The sequence below is a fragment of the Flavobacterium yafengii genome, from assembly GCF_030010375.1.
In the GTDB taxonomy this organism is placed as follows: Bacteria; Bacteroidota; Bacteroidia; order Flavobacteriales; family Flavobacteriaceae; genus Flavobacterium; species Flavobacterium yafengii.
The window spans coordinates 215230-234493 of sequence record NZ_JASCRY010000005.1 but is presented as its reverse complement, the minus strand read 5'-3'; the positions used below and the strand labels follow the sequence as shown (position 1 = coordinate 234493).

Below are 19264 nucleotides of genomic sequence, written 5' to 3'. Positions count from 1 at the left end.
CAGCAAAAATACTTACATATATTTTTTATTTATAATTTAATCCTTGAATAACCTAAAAAGTCGTTAAACTCACATTTTTCATTCAAAAACAGCCGTAACAAGGCATTTTATTGAGTTTTTAAATGTAAAAACCAGTTCGTTTTACAGTATAGATGGTTTTTTTAAGTCTAAATTTTAACTTTTTATTGATAAAAAAAGTAAGATTAAGTTACTTATAAAATATTGATTAGATGTAGTTTCTATAATTTTTTTGTAAGAGTATTTTTTTTTTAAATGAATTTATTGATGGCTTTACTTCTTTTTCATTTATACAATAGAAATTTTTATAAGTTAACGGTATTTTAATCATTTGAATTTAAATAAGCAATTGCATTTAAAATTTATTTTGTAATTTGTATGCTCAAATAAATTGAGAAAATGCCATTGATAAATAAATAGTGTTAGTATGAAAAATCTAATTTTAGTTCGGCATGCAAAATCAAGTTGGGAAGTTCCAATGCATGATAAAGATCGTGGTTTGACTTGTCAAGGGATGAAAGATGCTCATCTTGTTTCTACTCATGCTAAAGATTTTATTCCCAAAACCTATATTATTTGGACAAGTTCTGCAAAAAGAGCAACAAACACAGCGTTAATTTTTGCTCAAAATTTTGCCTATCCTATAGAAAGTATCGTTTACAAAGACGACCTTTATACCTTTGATGAAAAGAAACTGGAGGAAATTATTAAATCTTGCAGTAATCTTTTCGAAAGTGTTATTGTTTTCGGACATAATGGTGCAATTACAAATTTTGTTAATAAATTTGGGGATGATTATATTGATAATATTCCTACAAGCGGATTTGTATCTTTAAAATTTGATACCGATGATTGGAAAAAAATTAAAAAAGGTAAAATAAAAAAAATAATATTTCCCAAAGATTTAAGATGAATAAAGTATTAGAATATAAATACATTGACAGAGAAAAAAGTTGGTTAGCCTTCAACGCCAGAGTACTTCAAGAAGCTGGTGATAATTCAGTTCCTCTATTAGATAGATTACGATTTTTAGGTATTTTTTCGAATAATTTAGATGAGTTTTTCAGAGTTCGTTTTGCAGCCATCAGACGATTAAGTCTGACAGGAATAACTGGAGAAAAGTATCTTGGAGGTATTTCTGCTCAGCAATTAGTAAAAGACATCACCGAAATTGTAATCCAGCAACAATCAGAAAGTTTACGAATATTAAATATTATTGAAGCTGAACTTGAGACGGAAAATATATTTATTATCACTGAAAATGATATTACAATTGAGCAGGAAATCTTTTTGAAAGACTTTTTTATTCAAAAATTAAGTCCTGAATTAGTAACTATAATTTTGAATGATTTAGCAGAATTTCCTGTATTGAAGGACACTTCGGGATATTTAGCCATAAAACTGGTTATGAATCAAAATTCAGAAGTTCGTTATGCTGTAATCGAAATTCCAAAAACAATCAACCGTTTTGTTGTTCTGCCATCAAATAATGAAAAACATTATATCATACTATTGGATGATGTGATTAGACATAATTTGAGTAGTATTTTCAATATTTTTGACTACAAAAGCGTTTCTGCACACATGATAAAAATCACCCGAGATGCTCAGTTAGACATCGACAGTGATTTAAGTAAAAGTATGATTGAAAAAATATCATTGAGTGTTAAAGATCGTAGAATTGGTGAACCGGTTCGCTTTATTTATGACCAATTAATAGAAGAAGATACTTTGCAATTTTTTCTTGATAAAATGAAAATCGTTTCTACTGACAGTATTATTCCTGGAGGAAGATACCACAACAGACGCGATTACATGAATTTTCCAAATCTGGGTCGATTTGATTTATTATACAAAACGAATGATCCTTTGCCAATTCCTGGATTGAGTCTTGAAGGCAGTATGTTAGAAAAAATCAGCGAAAAAGATTATTTACTTAATGCCCCTTATCAATCCTTTTCGTATCTCACTAAGTTTTTGCGTGAAGCGGCATTAGATCCAAAAGTAACTTCGATTAAAATTACTTTATATCGATTGGCCAAAAATTCTCAAATTATTAGTTCGCTAATAAATGCTGCCAAAAACGGAAAAAAAGTGACTGTTCAAATCGAATTGCAAGCCCGTTTTGATGAAGCTTCTAATATTTCTTATGCAGAGCAAATGCAAACGGAAGGCATTGAATTAATTTTTGGAATAAAAGGACTAAAAGTACACAGTAAAATATGTGTTATTGAAAGAAATGAGAATAATAAAATAAAACGATACGGTTTTATCTCAACAGGAAATTTCAATGAATCAACAGCAAAAGTGTATACAGACGTAACTCTTTTTACGAGTCATCAACAAATTCTGAAAGATATTATGCGAATATTTGAGTTTTTTGATATTAATTACAGAGTACATCGCTACAAACATCTTATTGTTTCACCGCATTACACCAGAAGTCGATTTATAAAATTAATTGACAGAGAAATTACGCATGCATTAGCAGGAAGAAAAACGCATATAAAACTAAAAATGAATAGTTTATCTGATTTTGAAATGATAGATAAATTATACGAAGCCAGTAGAGCAGGAGTGAAAATTCAACTTGAAGTTAGAGGAATTTGTTCATTGATTCCAGGAATTCCAGGAATGAGCGATAATATTGAAGCTATAAGTATTGTAGATAATTATTTAGAGCATTCTAGAATTTATATTTTTGGAAATGCGGGACAAACGGAAGTTTACATTTCATCAGCTGATTTTATGACCAGAAATCTCGATGGACGTGTTGAAGTTACCTGTCCAATATATGATCAGGAAATAAAAAATGAGTTAATCGATAATTTCGATATAGGTTGGAAAGGGAATGTAAAAGCCCGTTTTCATTCTTATAAATTAGATAATAAATATAGAGTTCGAAATCATAATCCTGTTTTTAGAGCACAATTAGAAACCTATAAATATTATCAACGTAAGGTTGAATTAGAATCAAAAACGGAGGAAATAGTGTAATTATTTGTTCCAGTTTAGTTTAATGTTTTCAATAATTTTTTGATTTTAGAATTAATAAATAGACCAATTAATTACTAAAAGAATAAACGAATCAAATCCAAAATGATTAAAATAAAAAGATATGCTGCAATCGATATTGGTTCTAATGCCATGCGTTTATTGATTGTAAATATTGTAGAACAAGAAGGGAAAGAACCGCAGTTTAATAAAAGTTCATTAGTGCGTGTTCCAATTCGTCTTGGCCAAGATGCCTTTACTGTAGGTGAAATTTCAGAAGAAAATCTGGAAAGGATGTGCGATGCTATGAAAGCTTTTAATCTTTTGATGAAGGTACATAAAGTAGAACGTTATATGGCTTTTGCAACTTCTGCAATGCGTGAAGCCTATAATGCTAAAGAAGTTGTTGCATTAATAAAGAAAAAAGCCGACATAAAAATAGAAATTATTGATGGTAAAAAAGAAGCAGCAATAATCGCTTCAACAGATTTACACCATTTACTAAAAACAGATCAGACTTATCTTTTTGTAGATGTTGGTGGTGGAAGCACAGAGTTTACATTATTCTCTAATGGTAAAATGATTAATTCAAGATCATTCAAAGCAGGAACTGTACGTTTATTAAATGATATGGTTTGTGATGTAGTATGGGATGAAATTGAAAAATGGATCAAAACAAATACGGAAGAATATGAAGAAGTCATTTTAATAGGTTCCGGGGGGAATATTAATAAGCTTTTCAAGATGTCCGGAAAAATACAAGAAAAGCCATTGTCATATATTTATATGAATTCCCAATACGCTTTTTTGAATTCACTTTCGTACGAACAAAGAATCTCAGAATTAGGATTAAATCCGGATCGCGCCGATGTAATTATTCCGGCAACCAGAATTTATCTGAATGCTATGAAATGGAGTGGAGCAAGAAATATTTATGTTCCTAAAATTGGACTTTCTGACGGTATTGTTAAAGCCATGTATTATGGAAAGATATAATTTTTTCCTAATTTTATTATTTTAAGCATCTAAATCTAATCCAAATGTTGTTCGTAAAAGTTCAATATTTGGATTTATTTCATGTAGTCTATTGTATCGATCTTGGTCGTTAAAGCTTCTTTTACTCTCAATACTTTCATTCACAATAACCTCAATTGTGATGTCGTGATTGTGCAAATGTCCTTTTAAATGTCCCAAAAGTCCATTCAATTCTTTTTCAAAATCTAATTTAGAACCTTCATTTGGTAATTCAATTGTGATAGAAGTTCCGTTTAGTTTAGGATCGTTAATAAGTAATAACGACTCCATAATTTTATAGCCTTTATCCCCTAAACGTTGTGCATATTTGTTCCAATGCAATAACATTTCTGTTTCGGTAAAAGATTCTGTGGGTAAATGCGCTACTTCTTTTACAATCCCTCTGGTGCTTTCTTCCAATGCTTTTTTGGCACGAATACTAGCTAATGAAAACGCAGAAACCTTTGGTTCATTAGATTGTGGAATGTCAATTTTTACTGTTGGGGTGGGAACTGAAGGAGCACTAACTATAGCTTCCGGTTCTTTTTCTTGAACTGTCGCTACAATTGGAGTGTTTGCAATACTTTCTATTTTAGCTTTTGGACTTTCTACAATTGAGTAATCGTTCTTTCTAAAGTAAGTAGGAGGAATTATAAATTGCTCAACTTTTTTTTTTCTCCATCAAAAGTGATAGAGGCAAGTTGCATTAGGCAAAGTTCAACAAGAAGTCGTTGATTTTGACTCAGCTTGTATTTCAAATCACAATCATTTGCAATTTCAATTCCTTTCAAAAGAAAGTCTTGACTGCATTTTTGCGCTTGCATGCCATACATTTGTTGTGCTTGTTCTCCTACTTCTAATAAAGATAAAGTAGCAGGTGTTTTTGAAACCAATAAATCTCTAAAATGAGAGGCCAATCCGGATACAAAATGATGTGCATCAAATCCTTTGGCAAGAATTTCATTGAAAGCGATTAATAAATCTGGAATTTTGTTTTCCAAAATTAAATCGGTTACATTGATGTACGTTTCGTAATCCAACACATTCAAGTTTTCCGTAACGGCTTGACGTGTTAAATCTTTTCCACAAAAAGAAACTACTCGGTCAAAAATGGATAAAGCATCACGCATCGCACCATCAGCTTTTTGAGCAATAATATGCAAAGCGTCATCTTCAAAATTTACACCTTGACTGGTGGCTACTTCGGCAAGATGTTCCTTAGCATCTTTTACGGTAATTCTTTTGAAATCAAATATTTGACAACGAGAAAGTATCGTTGGAATAATTTTATGTTTTTCGGTCGTAGCCAAAATAAAAATGGCATGTTTTGGCGGTTCTTCCAATGTTTTCAAGAAAGCATTAAAAGCTGCCGAAGACAACATGTGAACCTCATCGATAATATACACTTTGTATTGTCCCGTTTGTGGCGGAATACGAACTTGGTCGATTAGATTACGGATATCATCAACGGAATTGTTGGATGCAGCATCTAATTCGAAAACATTAAAAGCAAAATCTTCGTTTGGATCGTCATATCCTGGCTGATTGATTTTTCGAGCGAGAATACGGGCGCAAGTAGTTTTTCCAACGCCACGAGGTCCTGTGAATAATAATGCCGAAGCTAAGTGATTGCTTTCTATGGCATTCAATAAAGTATTGGTAATGGCTTTTTGTCCTACAACATCTTTAAATGTTTGAGGACGATATTTACGTGCCGATACTACAAATTGTTCCATAGAATTTTTATTCGAAAGCAAATATAGGTTTTAATTTAATGATGGAAAAATTTAAGTATTGAAAGATTTTATAATTTTTCAAATGGTTTTTATTTCCCAAATTCCCTAGCCCAGATAGAAGAGAAAATCCTTATGAGCCGGGGTTCGGCGAATAAGATTGCAACGGATAGCTGGAAATTGCTCCTAATAAATTGTAATTTCAGGAATATAATGCTCTTGAGGAATTTAAAAATTTCAAACCGGATAATGGATATTCTGGTACTCCTTTTTGTTGTATTAATACTTTGAATTTCATTCCCATGTCCATTAATAATCTATAATTTATAAGTGACTCTTGCATGGCCAATGCTAAATTAGTTGGATTATTATTCAAAGTTGAATTTTGATATTCCTTAATACCAAGTGCTAACAAAAACTCTGCTTGATTCACTATTCCACAAGGTTCTATTCCGTATTGTAAACCCCAATGTGATAAAGCTGAAAAGTTTGTATGCGTCGTAATGTCTTGTTGGCCAATAAACTGATACGGATTGTCACTTTTGTGATGTTTATAATAACACAAGAGTGTCCCGAAACTTCTCCGATTGTTATACAATTCAGCCGATAATGAGCCATAATCAATCGTGATTACATAGCCTTTTTGTAAGGATTGAGAAACTTCTTTTATCCAAGATACGGCTTCCAAATTAACTTCTGTTCGAAATCCTTTAGGTAAATGGACATTTAATGTTTTGAAATATTGTATAAGTTCTTTTGTTGCAGGTTTTAAAATTTCAATGAAACCTTCTTTATAATCAACAAATACTTCCTGAAGTTGTTCTTCCATAATTACCTGATGAACGGAGAAATTATCAATCAATTCATTTGATAAAATACAGCCGTTAATTTCAGGAATATCTTTAATGGAGTTGTACCAGTTTACTTTTTTGCTTAAATGTTTCTTTTGAATTTCCCGCATTATGGTGCTTTTCTCGATAATGCAGTAGGTTAGGTTATCATATAAAGGGATGTTAGTCTCCAGATAATCTAAAATATCATGACATAATAAACCGGTTCCGGCTCCATATTCAATTATTTTAAAAGGTTTTTTTTCTAAGTTTTGCCACATTTCTTCTATTTGGCGACCTATCATAGCGCCAAAATCAGCAGTAAGATTTGCACTGGTATAAAAATCACCATCTGCTCCAATCTTGTTTTGGGCAGAATTATAATATCCCAATTCTGGATAGTATAAAGCCATCTCCATAAAATCCCGAAAAGAGATGGGTCCTACTTTTTTGATTCGCAGTATTATGATTTCGGAAAGTAGCATCGAACTTAAATAATTAAATTTTTTGAAGTTCTATTTCTCAAAAGTAAGTAGCAATACGGAAGCTAGAGTTTGCATTGTCCACCGGTTTCAATGCATAATTTTTCCAAAACAAGTGCGGCATCATTATCTGAATTTGCGGAAAAACCAGCTACAAAAACTCCTTTTTCACCTGAATCAGAACTGATTCCATAAACCACTGATTCTTCACCGGGATCAGTATCACCTTCGTAGCGATACACATGTTTTACTTCATATTTATGTGGATTAGCTTTAATATCATCTTGATGAATATTAAAATCATAGGTAAAACCTTTTTCTTTTAGATCTTCTAGGGCCTCTATAACGGTGGTATAATGGTACGTTGGTTTCATGATTAATGGAAGATTAATTGTTATTTATAAAGGTAACTATTTTATTATTAAGTAATTGTGAAATGGATGTTAAAGTAAATAATCTAAAATTGAGATAGATGAAAAATTGTTGTAATTTCGCACCGCAGACCGCCTTATCGCCGTTTTGAGCAATCAAAAGGGAGGAAAGTCCGGACACCAAAGGGAAGCATAGCGGGTAACCCCCGTCGGTTCAAGTAATTGGATTAGGACAAGTGCAACAGAAAGTATGTACAGGTAATGCTGTAGTGAAACCAGGTAAACTCTATGCGGTGAAATATCAAGTATATCAGCATTTAAGGGCGTCTCGTTCGTTGCTGAAGGGTAGATAGCTTGAGTCCCGAAGTAATTCGGGATCTAGATAAATGATAAGGCTCCGATTTATCGGAGACAGAATCCGGCTTATAGGTCTGCATTTTTTTATTAAAATATTTAATAAAAGTAAGGATTGTGAAATCTAAAAAGAACCATTAAGAAATTAAGTTTCATTAAGTAGCAATGCTTAATTTTCTAAATTTCTTAATGGTTTAATTTTTAAATAGCAGGTATGAAAACAAGAATTGGGATTTTAGGACTCGGTGGAGTAGGTGGTTATTTTGGAGGATTATTAGCCAAAGCTTATTTTGAATCAGATATTATCGAAATCATATTTATTGCCCGAGGCGAAACCCAAAAAGCAATAGCCAAAAATGGATTGAAAATTATTGCTGATACTAATGAAATAATTGTTTTCCCTAGTTTGGTTTCGAATAATCCAGATGAAATTGGGAAACTGGATTACCTAATTTGTGCGACTAAAACCTATGACATCGAAACCAGTTTTGAATCCATAATAAATTGCATTACGCCAAACACGATAATCTTACCTTTATATAATGGTGTCGATGCCACGGAACGCATACAAATACTATTTCCTGAAAATATCGTTTTGCAAGGTTGTGTGTATATTGTTTCGATGATTGAATCTCCGGGAATTATCAAGAAAATAGGACTTTATGAAAAACTATTTTTTGGTTCTAAAAATGCTCCGGCTTCCAAATTGAATGAACTACAATCCATTTTCGAAAATGCCAATATCGAAAGTTATCTTGTAGAAAATATTGAAGAAACGGTGTGGGAAAAGTTTGTTTTTATTTCCGCATTGGCTTCAGCAACTTCCTATTTAAATCAAAACATAGGAGGGATTTTGAATCATCCTGAAAATAAAGCGGTTTATATTTCACTGTTAAACGAGATAACTGCTGTCGCTTTTGCAAAAGGGTTAGCGTTGCCCAATGATATTGTTGCTCAAACAATTATCAAACTCGAAAAAACTCCAAAAGATGCTACCTCATCTATGCATAGAGATTTATTGGCAGGAAGAAATACCGAAGTAGTTTCCTTAACAGAATATGTGGTAAAAGCAGGTCAGAAATATGGTGTTGCAACTCCTATGTATAAGATGATTTTAGACAAATTAAGGAGAGATCAAGCTTAATTTTAAAATAAAATTCTGACAAATTAGAATTTAATTATTATGTTTGCTCCCGATTTAATCAGATGATATATCGACAACTTAATAATAATTATACATGCAATTATCAGTATTTAAAAATGGCAAAGTAGCTCTTGTAGCTCTTTTTATTTTAATAACAATTTCACACACTTACGCACAAGAAAAACCAGCTGTAGAAAAAAGTCAATTTAAAATTAATGTATTACTTCCCGGATTTGTTTACGAACATGGTCTAAGTGATAAAAATACACTTTACTCAGAATTGAGTTTAGGTTATGGATATACATCGAATAGTTTTGGAAAAACCTGGACCTTCTATCCTTACATTAATGAACAGTTTCGTCATTATTATAATTTAGAGAAAAGGACAGAAAAGGGAAGAGTTACGTCTCATAATTCAGGAGGATTTGTTGCTATGGCCGCTTTATATAATTTCAAATCAATTTATACGAATGATAACTTTTTACCCAAAAATGCATCGATAACTGTAGCGCCGGTTTGGGGTTTTCAACGAACGTACAAAGGCAATTTTAATCTTGATTTGAATATGGGTGTTGGTTATAATTTTGACAAAAACGACAGTGAATTAGCTGTAGTTTTAAACTTTACTTTGGGTTGGGTAATTGGTGAATAATTACTTTAAATGTTTAATATATTATCGAAATTATTCTTCTTCACCATCGTTTTGGTCTGATTCGTTTTCAGAATCTTCTTCTTTTTCACCAGAGCCTATTTCGAAGAAACTAAAAATAGAACCTCCGTAACTTTTTTGGAACGAAAAGTGAATCATGTGATCCAGTTTGGTATATTTCGAATGCTCGATTACCATCATTCCATCTTCATTAAGTAATTCTTTTTCGAAAACTAATAAGATAATTTTCTCAAAAGTTTTTTGGTCCAAAGCATAAGGTGGATCCGCAAAAATAATATCATAAGACGTTTTACATCTTTCTAAATACGTGAAAACATCACTTTTTGTAGCTGCAATATTAAAATCATATTCGGCTGCGACTTGCTTGATAAATTTTACACAACCAAAATCACCATCAACAGAAGTGATTGGCGTACTTCCTCTTGAGGCAAATTCGTAACTGATGTTTCCGGTTCCTGCGAATAAATCTAATATTTTAAGTCCTTCAAAACTGAAATGATTGTTCAAAACATTGAATAATGCTTCTTTAGACATATCGGTTGTGGGACGAACGGGCAATCCTTTTGGTGGAAAAATGCGTCTTCCTTTGTATTTTCCTGAAATGATTCTCATGAGTTGAAAAGTATAAAATGATTTCTGTTTTCGGCCTCAGAAAAATAATTGTTCCATCGCAAATCCTCTACATCAATAAGAGAAACGTTGCGAATGTATTTGTAAGCGATTTTATAATAATCACTTTCGGTATCAATATTTCCGATTAGTTCCAATGGGAAGTTCTCGGGATTTAAATTCAATTGTTCGGCAGTAAATAAAATGTAATACAAGAAATCTTCCGGCGTGTTGTAATCGAAAGAATTGAAAAGCAATAATTTTTGGTTCTGAACCACAATGATTTCAAAATGACCTGTATTAATATGTACAAACATTTTTTTCTCATCCTTATTTTTGGAAGCAATTAATAATTTGGAAACCAAAATACTGTTGGCATGTTTGTAATCGAAAGCACCAAATTGGTCAATGAAAAAATTATTGATATTCACATACGGAATGTAAACCGCATTCATTTGATAGTTTGAAATTTCATCAAAAGCGAAAAAATCGGTTTCAAAAACTTTAGTGTTGTATTGCAAATAACTTCCTAAAAAGTTTTCGTCAAATAACGGTTCAGGTACAAAAGTCGAAAGGTTATTATTATGAATCACCAAAATTTCATCATACGAATCTTTTAATTCTGGATGCTCTCTAAAAGCATCGGCAAACAAATCTTCAATTTTTGTGGCTTTATGAAAGGTATCAAAATGTACTTCGTTAAATGAAGTTACGGTATTATTTAGCGTGTCAAAACAACAAAAAGAAAGCCCCGTCAAGGAAACTTGAATGGAAAGTTTTTTATATTTTTTTTCGGCTATGTTCATAATACTATTGATTTTTTCAACAACGCAAACTTACAAATTATAATAATAACTATTAATAGTAATTAATACTTAATACTTATATTTGATGTTCATTTCATAGCAAGCAACTCCACATGAATTCCTCCCTGTTTTATAGTCTTTTACAAAAAAAGTTCCCTTTTCAACCCACGTATAAACAGGACATTTTTTTTCAAAAAATAGCAATTTTTTTAACCGATACCGATAATAAAACCATCTTCGTATTAAAAGGATATGCGGGAACGGGAAAAACGACCGTTATTTCTACGATTGTAAATAGTTTATTGGACATCAATAAAAAATATGTCTTGTTGGCACCAACGGGTCGTGCGGCAAAAGTAATTGCCAATTATTCGAACAAACCAGCTTTTACGATTCATAAAAAAATCTATTTTCCTAAGAAATCTTCTGGTGGTGGTGTTTCATTTACCTTGCAACAAAACAAACATAAGAATACGATTTTCATAGTCGATGAAGCTTCGATGATTTCGGATACTAATTCCGATTCCAAGTTATATGAAAATGGTTCTTTGCTTGATGACTTGATTTCGTATGTTTATTCGGGAACCAATTGCAAAATGATTTTATTGGGAGATACGGCTCAGTTGCCTCCGGTAAATTTGGATATCAGTCCGGCTTTGGACATTCGTACTTTGGGAATGAATTATGACAAAGAAGTAGAACATATTGAATTAGACGAAGTCATGCGTCAGGAAGAAAATTCTGGGATTTTGCATAACGCAACTGAACTTCGGGAATTATTGAAAGATTCCTTTATAGATGAATTCAAATTTGATGTCAAGAAATTCAAAGATATTGTTCGGTTGACCGATGGTTATGATATTCAAGATGCCATCAATTCTGCCTACAGTAATTATAGTATAGAAGACACCGCGTTTATTGTTCGTTCGAATAAAAGGGCGAATCAATATAATGAGCAAATCAGAACTAAAATCCTCGATAAAGAAAGCGAACTTTCCACAGGAGATTTCTTGATGGTGGTAAAAAACAATTATTTTTGGTTGAAAGATTCTGATGAAGCGGGTTTTATTGCCAATGGTGATATTATCGAAATATTAGAAATTTTCAATATCAAAGAATTGTACGGTTTTAAGTTTGCCAAAGTAAAAATTCGAATGATTGATTACCCCAATCAGATTCCGTTTGAAACGGTATTATTAATGGACACCATAAAAAGCGAATCGCCATCTTTAACCTATGAAGAATCCAATAGATTGTATCAGGAAGTGTTGAAAGATTACGAAGGAGAAACGAAGTACAAACAATTCCAGAAAGTGAAAGCCAACGAATATTTCAACGGTTTGCAAGTGAAATTCTCGTATGCCATAACCTGTCATAAATCACAAGGTGGACAATGGAATACCGTTTTTATAGAACAACCGTATTTGCCGGATGGCATCAATAGAGATTACATTCGCTGGTTGTACACTGCAATGACCCGAGCAAAAAATAAATTATATTTGATAGGTTTTAAAGATGAGAATTTTGTAGAATAATTTGTATCGTTTGGATTCCGGTTGTTGTGTTGATTCCCCTAGAGACGCGATTTATCGCGTCTAACATATAGTTGAGAATATCATGTGAGACGCGATGAATCGCATATATTATGTGAGACGCGATGAATCGCGTCTGTACATAGAAGATCCATATAATGATTAAGTTATGCCAGAAAAATTTCAAAACAAATATAGAATCCCATCGGCTCGATTACAAAATTGGGATTATGGTGCTAATGGAGCCTATTTCATAACGATTTGTACTAAAGAAATGAAACATTTTTTTGGAGAAATTGGGAATGAAAAAATGAATTTGAATGCTGTTGGAGCATTAGCAGAAGAATATTGGGTAGAAATAATAAAACATTTTCCATATGTAGAATTGGGGAATTTTCAGATTATGCCAAATCACATGCATGGGATATTGATTATTAATAAATCCGGTGAATTTGTAGAGACACAATTAATCGAGTCTTTACAGCCGCACCAGGAAATAGGAGGATTTGCAGGGGAAAATAATCCAATGTTATCTGAAAATATATCTAGAATAATTAGATGGTATAAAGGTAGGTGTACCTTTGAAATGCGAAAAATTAATGAAAGTTTTGAATGGCACTCTCGTTTTCATGATCATATTATTAGAAATTCGGATTCATTTGAAAGAATACAAAATTACATAGAAGAAAATCCATCGAAATGGGAAGATGATAAATTTTTTAAAAAATGAAATAGCATTTAATAATGCATTCCGTACAGACGCGATTTATCGCGTCTCTTTTAAATAGAGATTTGGAGAATCTTTTTTAAATAGTGATTTATTGCGTCTCTTTTAAATAGCGATTTGGAATTTTTTTTAAAAATAGCGATTTCTAAAATCTCTTTCAACTAGATAAAATTATATTTTTATGAATACACTAAACGACTTACATAAAATTTCAGGTTCTTTTTCGAATACCGAAAAAATGCCGGTGCTGTTTTTGGGACACGGCAGCCCGATGAACGCAATTGAAGAAAATCAGTTTGTGACTGGTTTTCGAAACTTGGCTAAAACGTTACCGCAACCAAATGCCATTTTGTGTATTTCGGCGCATTGGTTTACCAAAGGGACAAAGGTTACTGCAATGGAAATGCCACGAACGATTCACGACTTTGGAGGTTTTCCGCAAGCGTTGTTTGACGTGCAATATCCAGCAAAAGGAAGTCCGGAATTAGCGATAGAAACCAAACAATTATTGTCGCCGGTAGAAGTAGAGCTGGACGAACATTGGGGTTTAGATCACGGAGCGTGGAGTGTAATTAAACATTTATATCCAGAAGCGAATGTTCCCGTGATTCAGTTGAGTATTGATTATACAAAATCGGGGCAATACCATTTTGAACTAGCTCAAAAATTAAGTGCATTGCGTACCAAAGGAATTTTGATTGTAGGCAGCGGCAATATTGTTCATAATTTGGGATTGGTCGATTATCACAATTTCGATAAAGACAATTACGGTTACGATTGGGCAATTGAAGCAAGGGAATCGGTAAACAATTATTTACTGGATGGAAATTTCCAACCATTGATTGATTTTGAGAAACAGAGTAAAGCGTTTCAATTAGCGATTCCTACACCGGAACATTATTTGCCTTTGATTTATACTTTGGGATTAAAAGGAAAATCCGAAGAACTGAGTTTGTTTAATGATAAGTTATTGGCGGGTTCGTTGAGTATGACTTCGGTGAAGATTATGTAGGATGGTTTTGTGAAATAAATCTTATATTTGAGAAAGAAGATTGACATACCAGGGTACATAGTAAAAATAATATGAAAGAAAATATAGAAAATAGTTCAAAAGAAATTCGATTTCAAAATAATTTGATACCTGAAGAATATAGAGGTAACAAAGTAAGGTTTTCCAAGTGCTTTGTAAAAGATGGAGATTGGATTGAAGAAGACAAAGTATTGTTTATAATTCAAACCTATTCAAAAACACCATCCTTTGCTGATAGAGAGCTATGGAGTAGTTCCGAAGTAAGGTCTACAAAAAGCGGAATTGTTGAGTTTAAAAAAAATGAAGATGAGCCAATTCTAGAGGGAGATTTATTATGTGTTATTCATCCATTAGGTATATATCCTTTTGAAAACTCACCATTAAAATCTACATATAAATACAATTTTGATTCTTTTAAAATTTATGGCAAACACGATGGATGGCAGAAAATATTAATAAAAGAATGGCATAAACAGGCTGGTGAATTTGTTAAACAAGGAGAAAAGATACTTTCTTTCATAATGGAAAATCAAACAATCGAGCATTATACAGAAAAAGAAGGATATTTAGAAATTGTAAAAGAAGTTAATAAGGGTACGGGATATTTAGATAGAATTTTGTCTAATGATCTTATTTATATAATTCGTGATAAAGAAGAGAATGAGATAATTTTGAATGAAAAATTTAGAAATAATCCAAATATTAGCATAGATGATTTTACTGGAAACAAAATTATTAAATGGAGAAAAGTTGAAACTAGTTCTTTTGATGATAAAATATTGTTTGAGTTTTCTTTTAATAATATTGATAAGAAAGATTATATTGTTTTTAGTTACATACCTGGTGATTTAAAATTAACAGAAGATGATGTGGTTTCATTTTTGTTTGAGGATAATAGAATAATCAAATTTAAAATCAATAATCCATCCTATAAAAAATCTCAATATAGATTTGAAAACAAAGTACAAATTACCGATGATGAAATTCTTCATTTCGAAAAAGAAAAACTTTCAAGATGGAAAATAACTTCAACAAAAACAAATTATGAAATTATAGGGGGTAATGGATCTGAATATAGTGGTTATAAATCCCCGATATATCTCAATTTTGTTATACAAAAGCTTGCAAAAGAATATCGTGAATTGGTTAGAAAAGAGATACCTGATTATAAACCATTGTTAGAGCATAATATTGTTATTTCACAGAGCTCAATAATTGAAATTCAGGAATGTTATGTTTATTTAATGATTGATACTATAAACCAATATCATAAAATTGGTATTTCAAATAAACCAAGTTGGAGAGAAAAGACATTACAAAGTGAAAAACCCTCTATTGAACTTATCGCCAGCAAAAAATTTGTGAGTAGAAGAATTGCATTAAGTATAGAAAAAGCATTTCATAATACTTTTAGTGATAAAAGAATTAGAGGGGAATGGTTTCAACTTGATGAAATAGATGTTGAAGAAATTAGAATTACACTAACGAATTAGATTTTTATGGAAAAGATTTTGAATAGTGAATATGTGGATAAAGAATTTGAGGAAGCTTGTAATAAAATTGATAAAATTAGAGAAGATGGTTTAAGAAATGTTTTGAAGCATTTTGATAGGATACATGATAAGCTCTTTGTTTTTAACAATATTTTGATTGCTGGCTTCTTTGGTTTATCTAAAATTGATAATCAAATCTCCGTTAAATTGATTATAATACCAATATTAAATTTGTGTTTTTTAATTTTTATTGAATATGAAATGATGGAAATAAGTAGGTTTGATGCTACAATAAAAGAACAACTTTTTGAAAATTATAAGTTTAATAAGGAAAGAATAAGTAGAATAACTATATTTTCTTTTTTAAGCATTTTGTCAACACTCATAGTTACTCTAACATTTTTATATTTTTTATTCCAATAAAAATAATAGCCGTCATTCCCGCCCGTTACGCTCCCAGCTAGACGAGAGCGTCTCGCTCGTGACCAAAAACTATTTTTTTTTTAAGAATCATCTAGACAAACCCTTCAAAAACTAATTATTGTGAAAACACAAGACGATAAAAAATTAAATAATCCAGTTTGGTTTTCGTTATTAGAAACGCATCAAAATTTTGCGGTAGATTACGACAGTGTAAAATTCTATCATCCTGATTATTGTCCGTTTGGTGGTTTTGAAAAAGGAAATGCGATTGCAAAGTCTATCGATGAATATTCTGAGATGGTTGATAGTTTTTTTATTGTTGGAGAAAAACCGGAACTTTCAAATCTATTGCAGTTAAACAAAGAATTGGTTTGTCTTCAAATGATTGTTTACAATCCAATCGATATTGCCATTAATGATGCAATCGTAAAATTGACTGACAAACATATTGATGATTTATATGAGTTGGTGAACTTGGTGCAACCGGGATATTTTAAAAAGAAAACCGCTTTATTAGGCAATTATTACGGTATTTTCAAAAATGAAGAACTTGTTGCCGTAACTGGTGAGCGCATGCAAATGAATGACTTTATCGAAGTAAGCGCAGTTGTCACGCATCCCAATCATACCGGAAAAAGATATGCGAAACAATTAGTAGTTCATACCGTTAATGAAATTTTCAAGCAAAATAAAACTCCTTATTTACATGTGATTGAAGATAATAGTGGAGCAATACAATTATACGAGAAATTAGGTTTTGAAATCAGGCGAAAAATTAGTTTTTGGAATATCACGAAGCAAATTTAAGTTTAGAATTAAGAACAGTTTTGTAAATCCTAAAAACATGCTAACTTAGCGCCCAGCTAACTTGATTGTTCCGTTTGCCTCAAATAAAAAATAAAAATAAAACTTTGCGACTTAGTGTCTTCGTGGCAAAATGAAAAATATAAAAATGAAAATAATTGCAGTCATTCCCGCCCGTTACGCTTCCACACGATTTTCCGCTAAACTGATGCAGGATTTGGGAGGTAAAACGGTTATTTTAAGAACCTATGAAGCAGCCATAAACACGCATTTATTTGATGATGTTTTTGTGGTAACGGATTCGGATTTAATTTTTGATGAAATTATTTCTCACGGAGGAAAAGCCATTCGAAGCATCAAAGAACACGAATCAGGAAGTGATCGAATTGCGGAAGCAGTCGAAAATCTGGATGTTGATATTGTGATTAATGTGCAAGGAGATGAACCTTTTATTGATGCCGAACCTTTGGCAAAAGTTATTGAAGTTTTCAGAAATGATTTGCATAAAAAAGTGGATTTGGCCTCTTTGATGCGCGAAATCACTAATGAAGATGATATTAATAATCCGAATAATGTAAAAGTGGTGGTGGATCAAAACGGATTTGCTTTGTACTTTTCCCGTTCGGTAATTCCATATCCAAGAGAGAAAAATGTGGGCGTTCGTTACATGCAGCACATCGGGATTTATGCCTTTAGAAAAGAGGCTTTATTAGACTTTTACAGTTTGCCGATGCAATCTTTGGAAGCATCCGAAAAGCTGGAGCAACTTCGTTATTTAGAATTTGGAAAAAAAATAAAAATGGTCGAAACTACTCATGTTGGAATCGGAATTGATACTCCGGAAGATCTAGAAAAAGCGAGGAGAATGTTAAAATAAAATGCTTTTGATTAGGAGAGTTTTTCAATTAATATCAACTCATTATGAACTTCAACTCTAGGAATGGTTTTTATTTGAAATTCATTTTTGAAAAATTCAGAGACGTATTTTTTATTTCTTACATTTTGACTGTCATTTAATAGCATAGTATTGAAAAGAATAAAACCACGACTTTTTAAAAGAGAGCAAACCCTATTGATGAAAAAAGTTTCAAATAAAAAATTGGGCATTGTTGTATCTTGAAAAATATCAATAATAATTAGATCGTATTTGGCTTTGGTTTTTAAAACAAATTCGAAAGCATCATCAATTACAATTTCAAGATTTTTTACTTCATCCAATTTAAAATAGATGTTGGCTATTTTAATTATTTCGGGATCGATTTCAACTCCCGTAATTTTTCCTTTGTATTTTATTTCATCCACCAACGTTTTGATAACACTTCCGCCGGCAACTCCCAAAACTAAAACATGATTCATTGAAACTATGTTTTCATAGCCAATGTTTTTTAATCCTAATCTTAAAATGCGCTGTAAACTGCCGTACGAATAATTTGCGTTTTCAGAATCTAAAACTAATTCGCCATTAGTCCAAGTCACTTCAATCGATTTACTCAATGAAGATTTTGTTTCATAAATTTTTATTGGAATGAGATAACTGAATATTTTTTTAATCATTGGTGACGGTTTTACCCAAAAATAAGATTTAAATTATTTATTTTGTACGAAATAAGAAAGAATGAAGAAACAATTTTACAAATGGATATTTTTCAGGCTCATGGGTTGGAAAATAGTTGGAGGAATTGATGCAAATATCAAAAAATGTGTGATGATGGTGATGCCACATACGAGTGCACATGATTTTTATTTGGGAATTTTTACCAGAGGAATAACCGGTTTAGAAATGAACTGGGTTGGTAAAAAGGAATTGTTTCGTTTTCCTTTCGGATTTTATTTTAGATATATGGGCGGAGAACCATTAGATCGTTCTGGAGGTTTGAACAAAGTCGATTCTATTGCGGCAATTTTTCAAAGAAAAGAAGTTTTTCGTCTGGCGGTTGCTCCAGAAGGAACCCGTAAAAAAATAACAGAATTGAAAACCGGATTTTATTATATCGCTTTGAAAGCTAGTGTCCCTATAATTCCAGTAGCTTTTGATTTTGGTAAAAAAGAAGTGAATTTAGGAAGTCCAGTTTTACCTTCTGGTAATATCGAAAGCGATATGGCTATTTTGAAGAAACATTTTACAGGAGTAAAAGGGAAAATTCCAGAAAAAGGATACTCATTTTAACAAAAGTTAAAATAATATTAAAAAGTTAAAAACCAAAAAGTTAAATTTTTCGTAAGTATAATT

Annotated in this window: 21 protein-coding genes and 1 other RNA gene; 15 read left to right on the top strand and 7 right to left on the bottom strand. The window is 31.8% G+C overall.

The window, feature by feature from the left end; all coding sequences use genetic code 11:
- Positions 1-445: 445 nt before the first annotated feature.
- From QLS97_RS15695 to QLS97_RS15685, 3 genes are all read left to right on the top strand, one after another.
- Entirely contained in the window at positions 446-931 is a 486-nt protein-coding gene (locus QLS97_RS15695) for a SixA phosphatase family protein (protein ID WP_282717975.1), read from the top strand.
- A complete protein-coding gene (ppk1, locus tag QLS97_RS15690) occupies positions 928-3015 on the top strand; it encodes a polyphosphate kinase 1 (RefSeq protein ID WP_282717973.1) in 2088 nt (695 codons plus the stop codon). The genes QLS97_RS15695 and ppk1 overlap by 4 nt, the downstream gene beginning before the upstream one ends.
- A gap of 102 nt (positions 3016-3117) precedes the next feature.
- Entirely contained in the window at positions 3118-4008 is an 891-nt protein-coding gene (locus QLS97_RS15685; RefSeq protein WP_282717972.1) for a Ppx/GppA phosphatase family protein, read from the top strand.
- Positions 4009-4029: 21 nt separating this feature from the next.
- Here QLS97_RS15685 and QLS97_RS15680 read toward each other — a convergent pair whose 3' ends face one another.
- Positions 4030-4446 carry a DNA polymerase III subunit gamma/tau gene (locus tag QLS97_RS15680; protein ID WP_282717971.1) on the bottom strand — a complete coding sequence of 139 codons (417 nt, stop codon included), beginning with the start codon at positions 4444-4446 and terminating at the stop codon, positions 4030-4032.
- A 7-nt stretch (positions 4447-4453) separates the two neighbouring features.
- Between QLS97_RS15680 and QLS97_RS15675 the strand changes: the two genes are divergently transcribed.
- Positions 4454-4579 (top strand): hypothetical protein, encoded by a 126-nt coding sequence (locus tag QLS97_RS15675; RefSeq protein WP_282717970.1) that lies wholly within the window; start codon positions 4454-4456, stop codon positions 4577-4579.
- Positions 4580-4676: 97 nt separating this feature from the next.
- Here the strand turns inward: QLS97_RS15675 and dnaX are convergent, their stop codons facing one another.
- From dnaX to QLS97_RS15660, 3 genes are all read right to left on the bottom strand, one after another.
- Positions 4677-5762 (bottom strand): DNA polymerase III subunit gamma/tau, encoded by a 1086-nt coding sequence (gene dnaX / locus QLS97_RS15670; RefSeq protein ID WP_282717969.1) that lies wholly within the window; start codon positions 5760-5762, stop codon positions 4677-4679.
- A gap of 199 nt (positions 5763-5961) precedes the next feature.
- Positions 5962-7074: a class I SAM-dependent methyltransferase gene (locus QLS97_RS15665; RefSeq protein ID WP_282717968.1), complete on the bottom strand. Its 1113-nt coding sequence runs from the start codon at positions 7072-7074 to the stop codon at positions 5962-5964.
- Between the two features lie 62 nt (positions 7075-7136).
- A complete protein-coding gene (locus QLS97_RS15660; protein ID WP_282717966.1) occupies positions 7137-7445 on the bottom strand; it encodes a hypothetical protein in 309 nt (102 codons plus the stop codon).
- Positions 7446-7566: 121 nt separating this feature from the next.
- On the opposite strand from QLS97_RS15660, the gene rnpB reads away from it, so the two are divergent.
- The 3 genes from rnpB (at position 7567) to QLS97_RS15645 (ending at position 9592) form a co-directional block, all read left to right on the top strand.
- An RNA gene (rnpB, locus tag QLS97_RS15655) (RNase P RNA component class A) lies at positions 7567-7884 on the top strand.
- A gap of 126 nt (positions 7885-8010) precedes the next feature.
- The gene (locus QLS97_RS15650; protein ID WP_282717965.1) at positions 8011-8940 is read left to right on the top strand and encodes a ketopantoate reductase family protein; all 930 of its coding nucleotides are present in this window, start codon (positions 8011-8013) and stop codon (positions 8938-8940) included.
- Positions 8941-9034: 94 nt separating this feature from the next.
- Positions 9035-9592: a hypothetical protein gene (locus QLS97_RS15645; RefSeq protein WP_282717964.1), complete on the top strand. Its 558-nt coding sequence runs from the start codon at positions 9035-9037 to the stop codon at positions 9590-9592.
- A 30-nt stretch (positions 9593-9622) separates the two neighbouring features.
- Here the strand turns inward: QLS97_RS15645 and QLS97_RS15640 are convergent, their stop codons facing one another.
- The gene (locus tag QLS97_RS15640; RefSeq protein WP_282717963.1) at positions 9623-10222 is read right to left on the bottom strand and encodes an RsmD family RNA methyltransferase; all 600 of its coding nucleotides are present in this window, start codon (positions 10220-10222) and stop codon (positions 9623-9625) included.
- Positions 10219-11025, bottom strand: coding sequence for a DUF3822 family protein (locus tag QLS97_RS15635; protein WP_282717961.1), 807 nt, complete (start codon positions 11023-11025; stop codon positions 10219-10221). Before QLS97_RS15635 ends, QLS97_RS15640 begins: the two co-directional genes overlap by 4 nt.
- A 113-nt stretch (positions 11026-11138) precedes the next feature.
- On the opposite strand from QLS97_RS15635, the gene QLS97_RS15630 reads away from it, so the two are divergent.
- The 7 genes from QLS97_RS15630 to kdsB all read left to right on the top strand — a co-directional run bounded on the left by QLS97_RS15630 (position 11139) and on the right by kdsB (position 17911).
- The gene (locus tag QLS97_RS15630) at positions 11139-12560 is read left to right on the top strand and encodes an ATP-dependent DNA helicase (RefSeq protein WP_282717959.1); all 1422 of its coding nucleotides are present in this window, start codon (positions 11139-11141) and stop codon (positions 12558-12560) included.
- Positions 12561-12726: 166 nt separating this feature from the next.
- The gene (locus QLS97_RS15625; protein WP_282717957.1) at positions 12727-13287 is read left to right on the top strand and encodes a transposase; all 561 of its coding nucleotides are present in this window, start codon (positions 12727-12729) and stop codon (positions 13285-13287) included.
- 178 nt (positions 13288-13465) lie between these two features.
- Positions 13466-14296: a 4,5-DOPA-extradiol-dioxygenase gene (ygiD, locus tag QLS97_RS15620; protein ID WP_282717955.1), complete on the top strand. Its 831-nt coding sequence runs from the start codon at positions 13466-13468 to the stop codon at positions 14294-14296.
- 71 nt (positions 14297-14367) lie between these two features.
- On the top strand, positions 14368-15807 hold the full coding sequence (locus QLS97_RS15615; protein WP_282717953.1) for a GIY-YIG nuclease family protein: 1440 nt from the start codon (positions 14368-14370) through the stop codon (positions 15805-15807).
- A gap of 6 nt (positions 15808-15813) precedes the next feature.
- Entirely contained in the window at positions 15814-16230 is a 417-nt protein-coding gene (locus QLS97_RS15610) for a hypothetical protein (protein WP_282717951.1), read from the top strand.
- A gap of 120 nt (positions 16231-16350) precedes the next feature.
- A complete protein-coding gene (locus QLS97_RS15605; RefSeq protein WP_282717948.1) occupies positions 16351-17037 on the top strand; it encodes a GNAT family N-acetyltransferase in 687 nt (228 codons plus the stop codon).
- 145 nt (positions 17038-17182) lie between these two features.
- Entirely contained in the window at positions 17183-17911 is a 729-nt protein-coding gene (gene kdsB / locus QLS97_RS15600; RefSeq protein WP_282717945.1) for a 3-deoxy-manno-octulosonate cytidylyltransferase, read from the top strand.
- An 11-nt stretch (positions 17912-17922) separates the two neighbouring features.
- Here kdsB and QLS97_RS15595 read toward each other — a convergent pair whose 3' ends face one another.
- On the bottom strand, positions 17923-18588 hold the full coding sequence (locus tag QLS97_RS15595) for a spermidine synthase (protein WP_282717943.1): 666 nt from the start codon (positions 18586-18588) through the stop codon (positions 17923-17925).
- 61 nt (positions 18589-18649) lie between these two features.
- Between QLS97_RS15595 and QLS97_RS15590 the strand changes: the two genes are divergently transcribed.
- The gene (locus QLS97_RS15590; protein ID WP_282717941.1) at positions 18650-19201 is read left to right on the top strand and encodes a 1-acyl-sn-glycerol-3-phosphate acyltransferase; all 552 of its coding nucleotides are present in this window, start codon (positions 18650-18652) and stop codon (positions 19199-19201) included.
- Positions 19202-19264: the final 63 nt, after the last annotated feature.

Bases quoted from the DNA above. Each gene is read 5' to 3' on its own strand.
- QLS97_RS15630 (WP_282717959.1), top strand. From the start codon at position 11,139: ATGAATTCCTCCCTGTTTTATAGTCTTTTACAAAAAAAGTTCCCTTTT.
- QLS97_RS15595 (WP_282717943.1), bottom strand. From the start codon at position 18,588: ATGATTAAAAAAATATTCAGTTATCTCATTCCAATAAAAATTTATGAA.
- QLS97_RS15660 (WP_282717966.1), bottom strand. From the start codon at position 7,445: ATGAAACCAACGTACCATTATACCACCGTTATAGAGGCCCTAGAAGAT.
- QLS97_RS15635 (WP_282717961.1), bottom strand. From the start codon at position 11,025: ATGAACATAGCCGAAAAAAAATATAAAAAACTTTCCATTCAAGTTTCC.
- ppk1 (WP_282717973.1), top strand. From the start codon at position 928: ATGAATAAAGTATTAGAATATAAATACATTGACAGAGAAAAAAGTTGG.
- QLS97_RS15615 (WP_282717953.1), top strand. From the start codon at position 14,368: ATGAAAGAAAATATAGAAAATAGTTCAAAAGAAATTCGATTTCAAAAT.
- QLS97_RS15625 (WP_282717957.1), top strand. From the start codon at position 12,727: ATGCCAGAAAAATTTCAAAACAAATATAGAATCCCATCGGCTCGATTA.
- QLS97_RS15665 (WP_282717968.1), bottom strand. From the start codon at position 7,074: ATGCTACTTTCCGAAATCATAATACTGCGAATCAAAAAAGTAGGACCC.
- ygiD (WP_282717955.1), top strand. From the start codon at position 13,466: ATGAATACACTAAACGACTTACATAAAATTTCAGGTTCTTTTTCGAAT.
- QLS97_RS15650 (WP_282717965.1), top strand. From the start codon at position 8,011: ATGAAAACAAGAATTGGGATTTTAGGACTCGGTGGAGTAGGTGGTTAT.
- QLS97_RS15695 (WP_282717975.1), top strand. From the start codon at position 446: ATGAAAAATCTAATTTTAGTTCGGCATGCAAAATCAAGTTGGGAAGTT.
- QLS97_RS15645 (WP_282717964.1), top strand. From the start codon at position 9,035: ATGCAATTATCAGTATTTAAAAATGGCAAAGTAGCTCTTGTAGCTCTT.
- kdsB (WP_282717945.1), top strand. From the start codon at position 17,183: ATGAAAATAATTGCAGTCATTCCCGCCCGTTACGCTTCCACACGATTT.
- QLS97_RS15640 (WP_282717963.1), bottom strand. From the start codon at position 10,222: ATGAGAATCATTTCAGGAAAATACAAAGGAAGACGCATTTTTCCACCA.
- QLS97_RS15610 (WP_282717951.1), top strand. From the start codon at position 15,814: ATGGAAAAGATTTTGAATAGTGAATATGTGGATAAAGAATTTGAGGAA.
- dnaX (WP_282717969.1), bottom strand. From the start codon at position 5,762: ATGGAACAATTTGTAGTATCGGCACGTAAATATCGTCCTCAAACATTT.
- QLS97_RS15590 (WP_282717941.1), top strand. From the start codon at position 18,650: ATGAAGAAACAATTTTACAAATGGATATTTTTCAGGCTCATGGGTTGG.
- QLS97_RS15685 (WP_282717972.1), top strand. From the start codon at position 3,118: ATGATTAAAATAAAAAGATATGCTGCAATCGATATTGGTTCTAATGCC.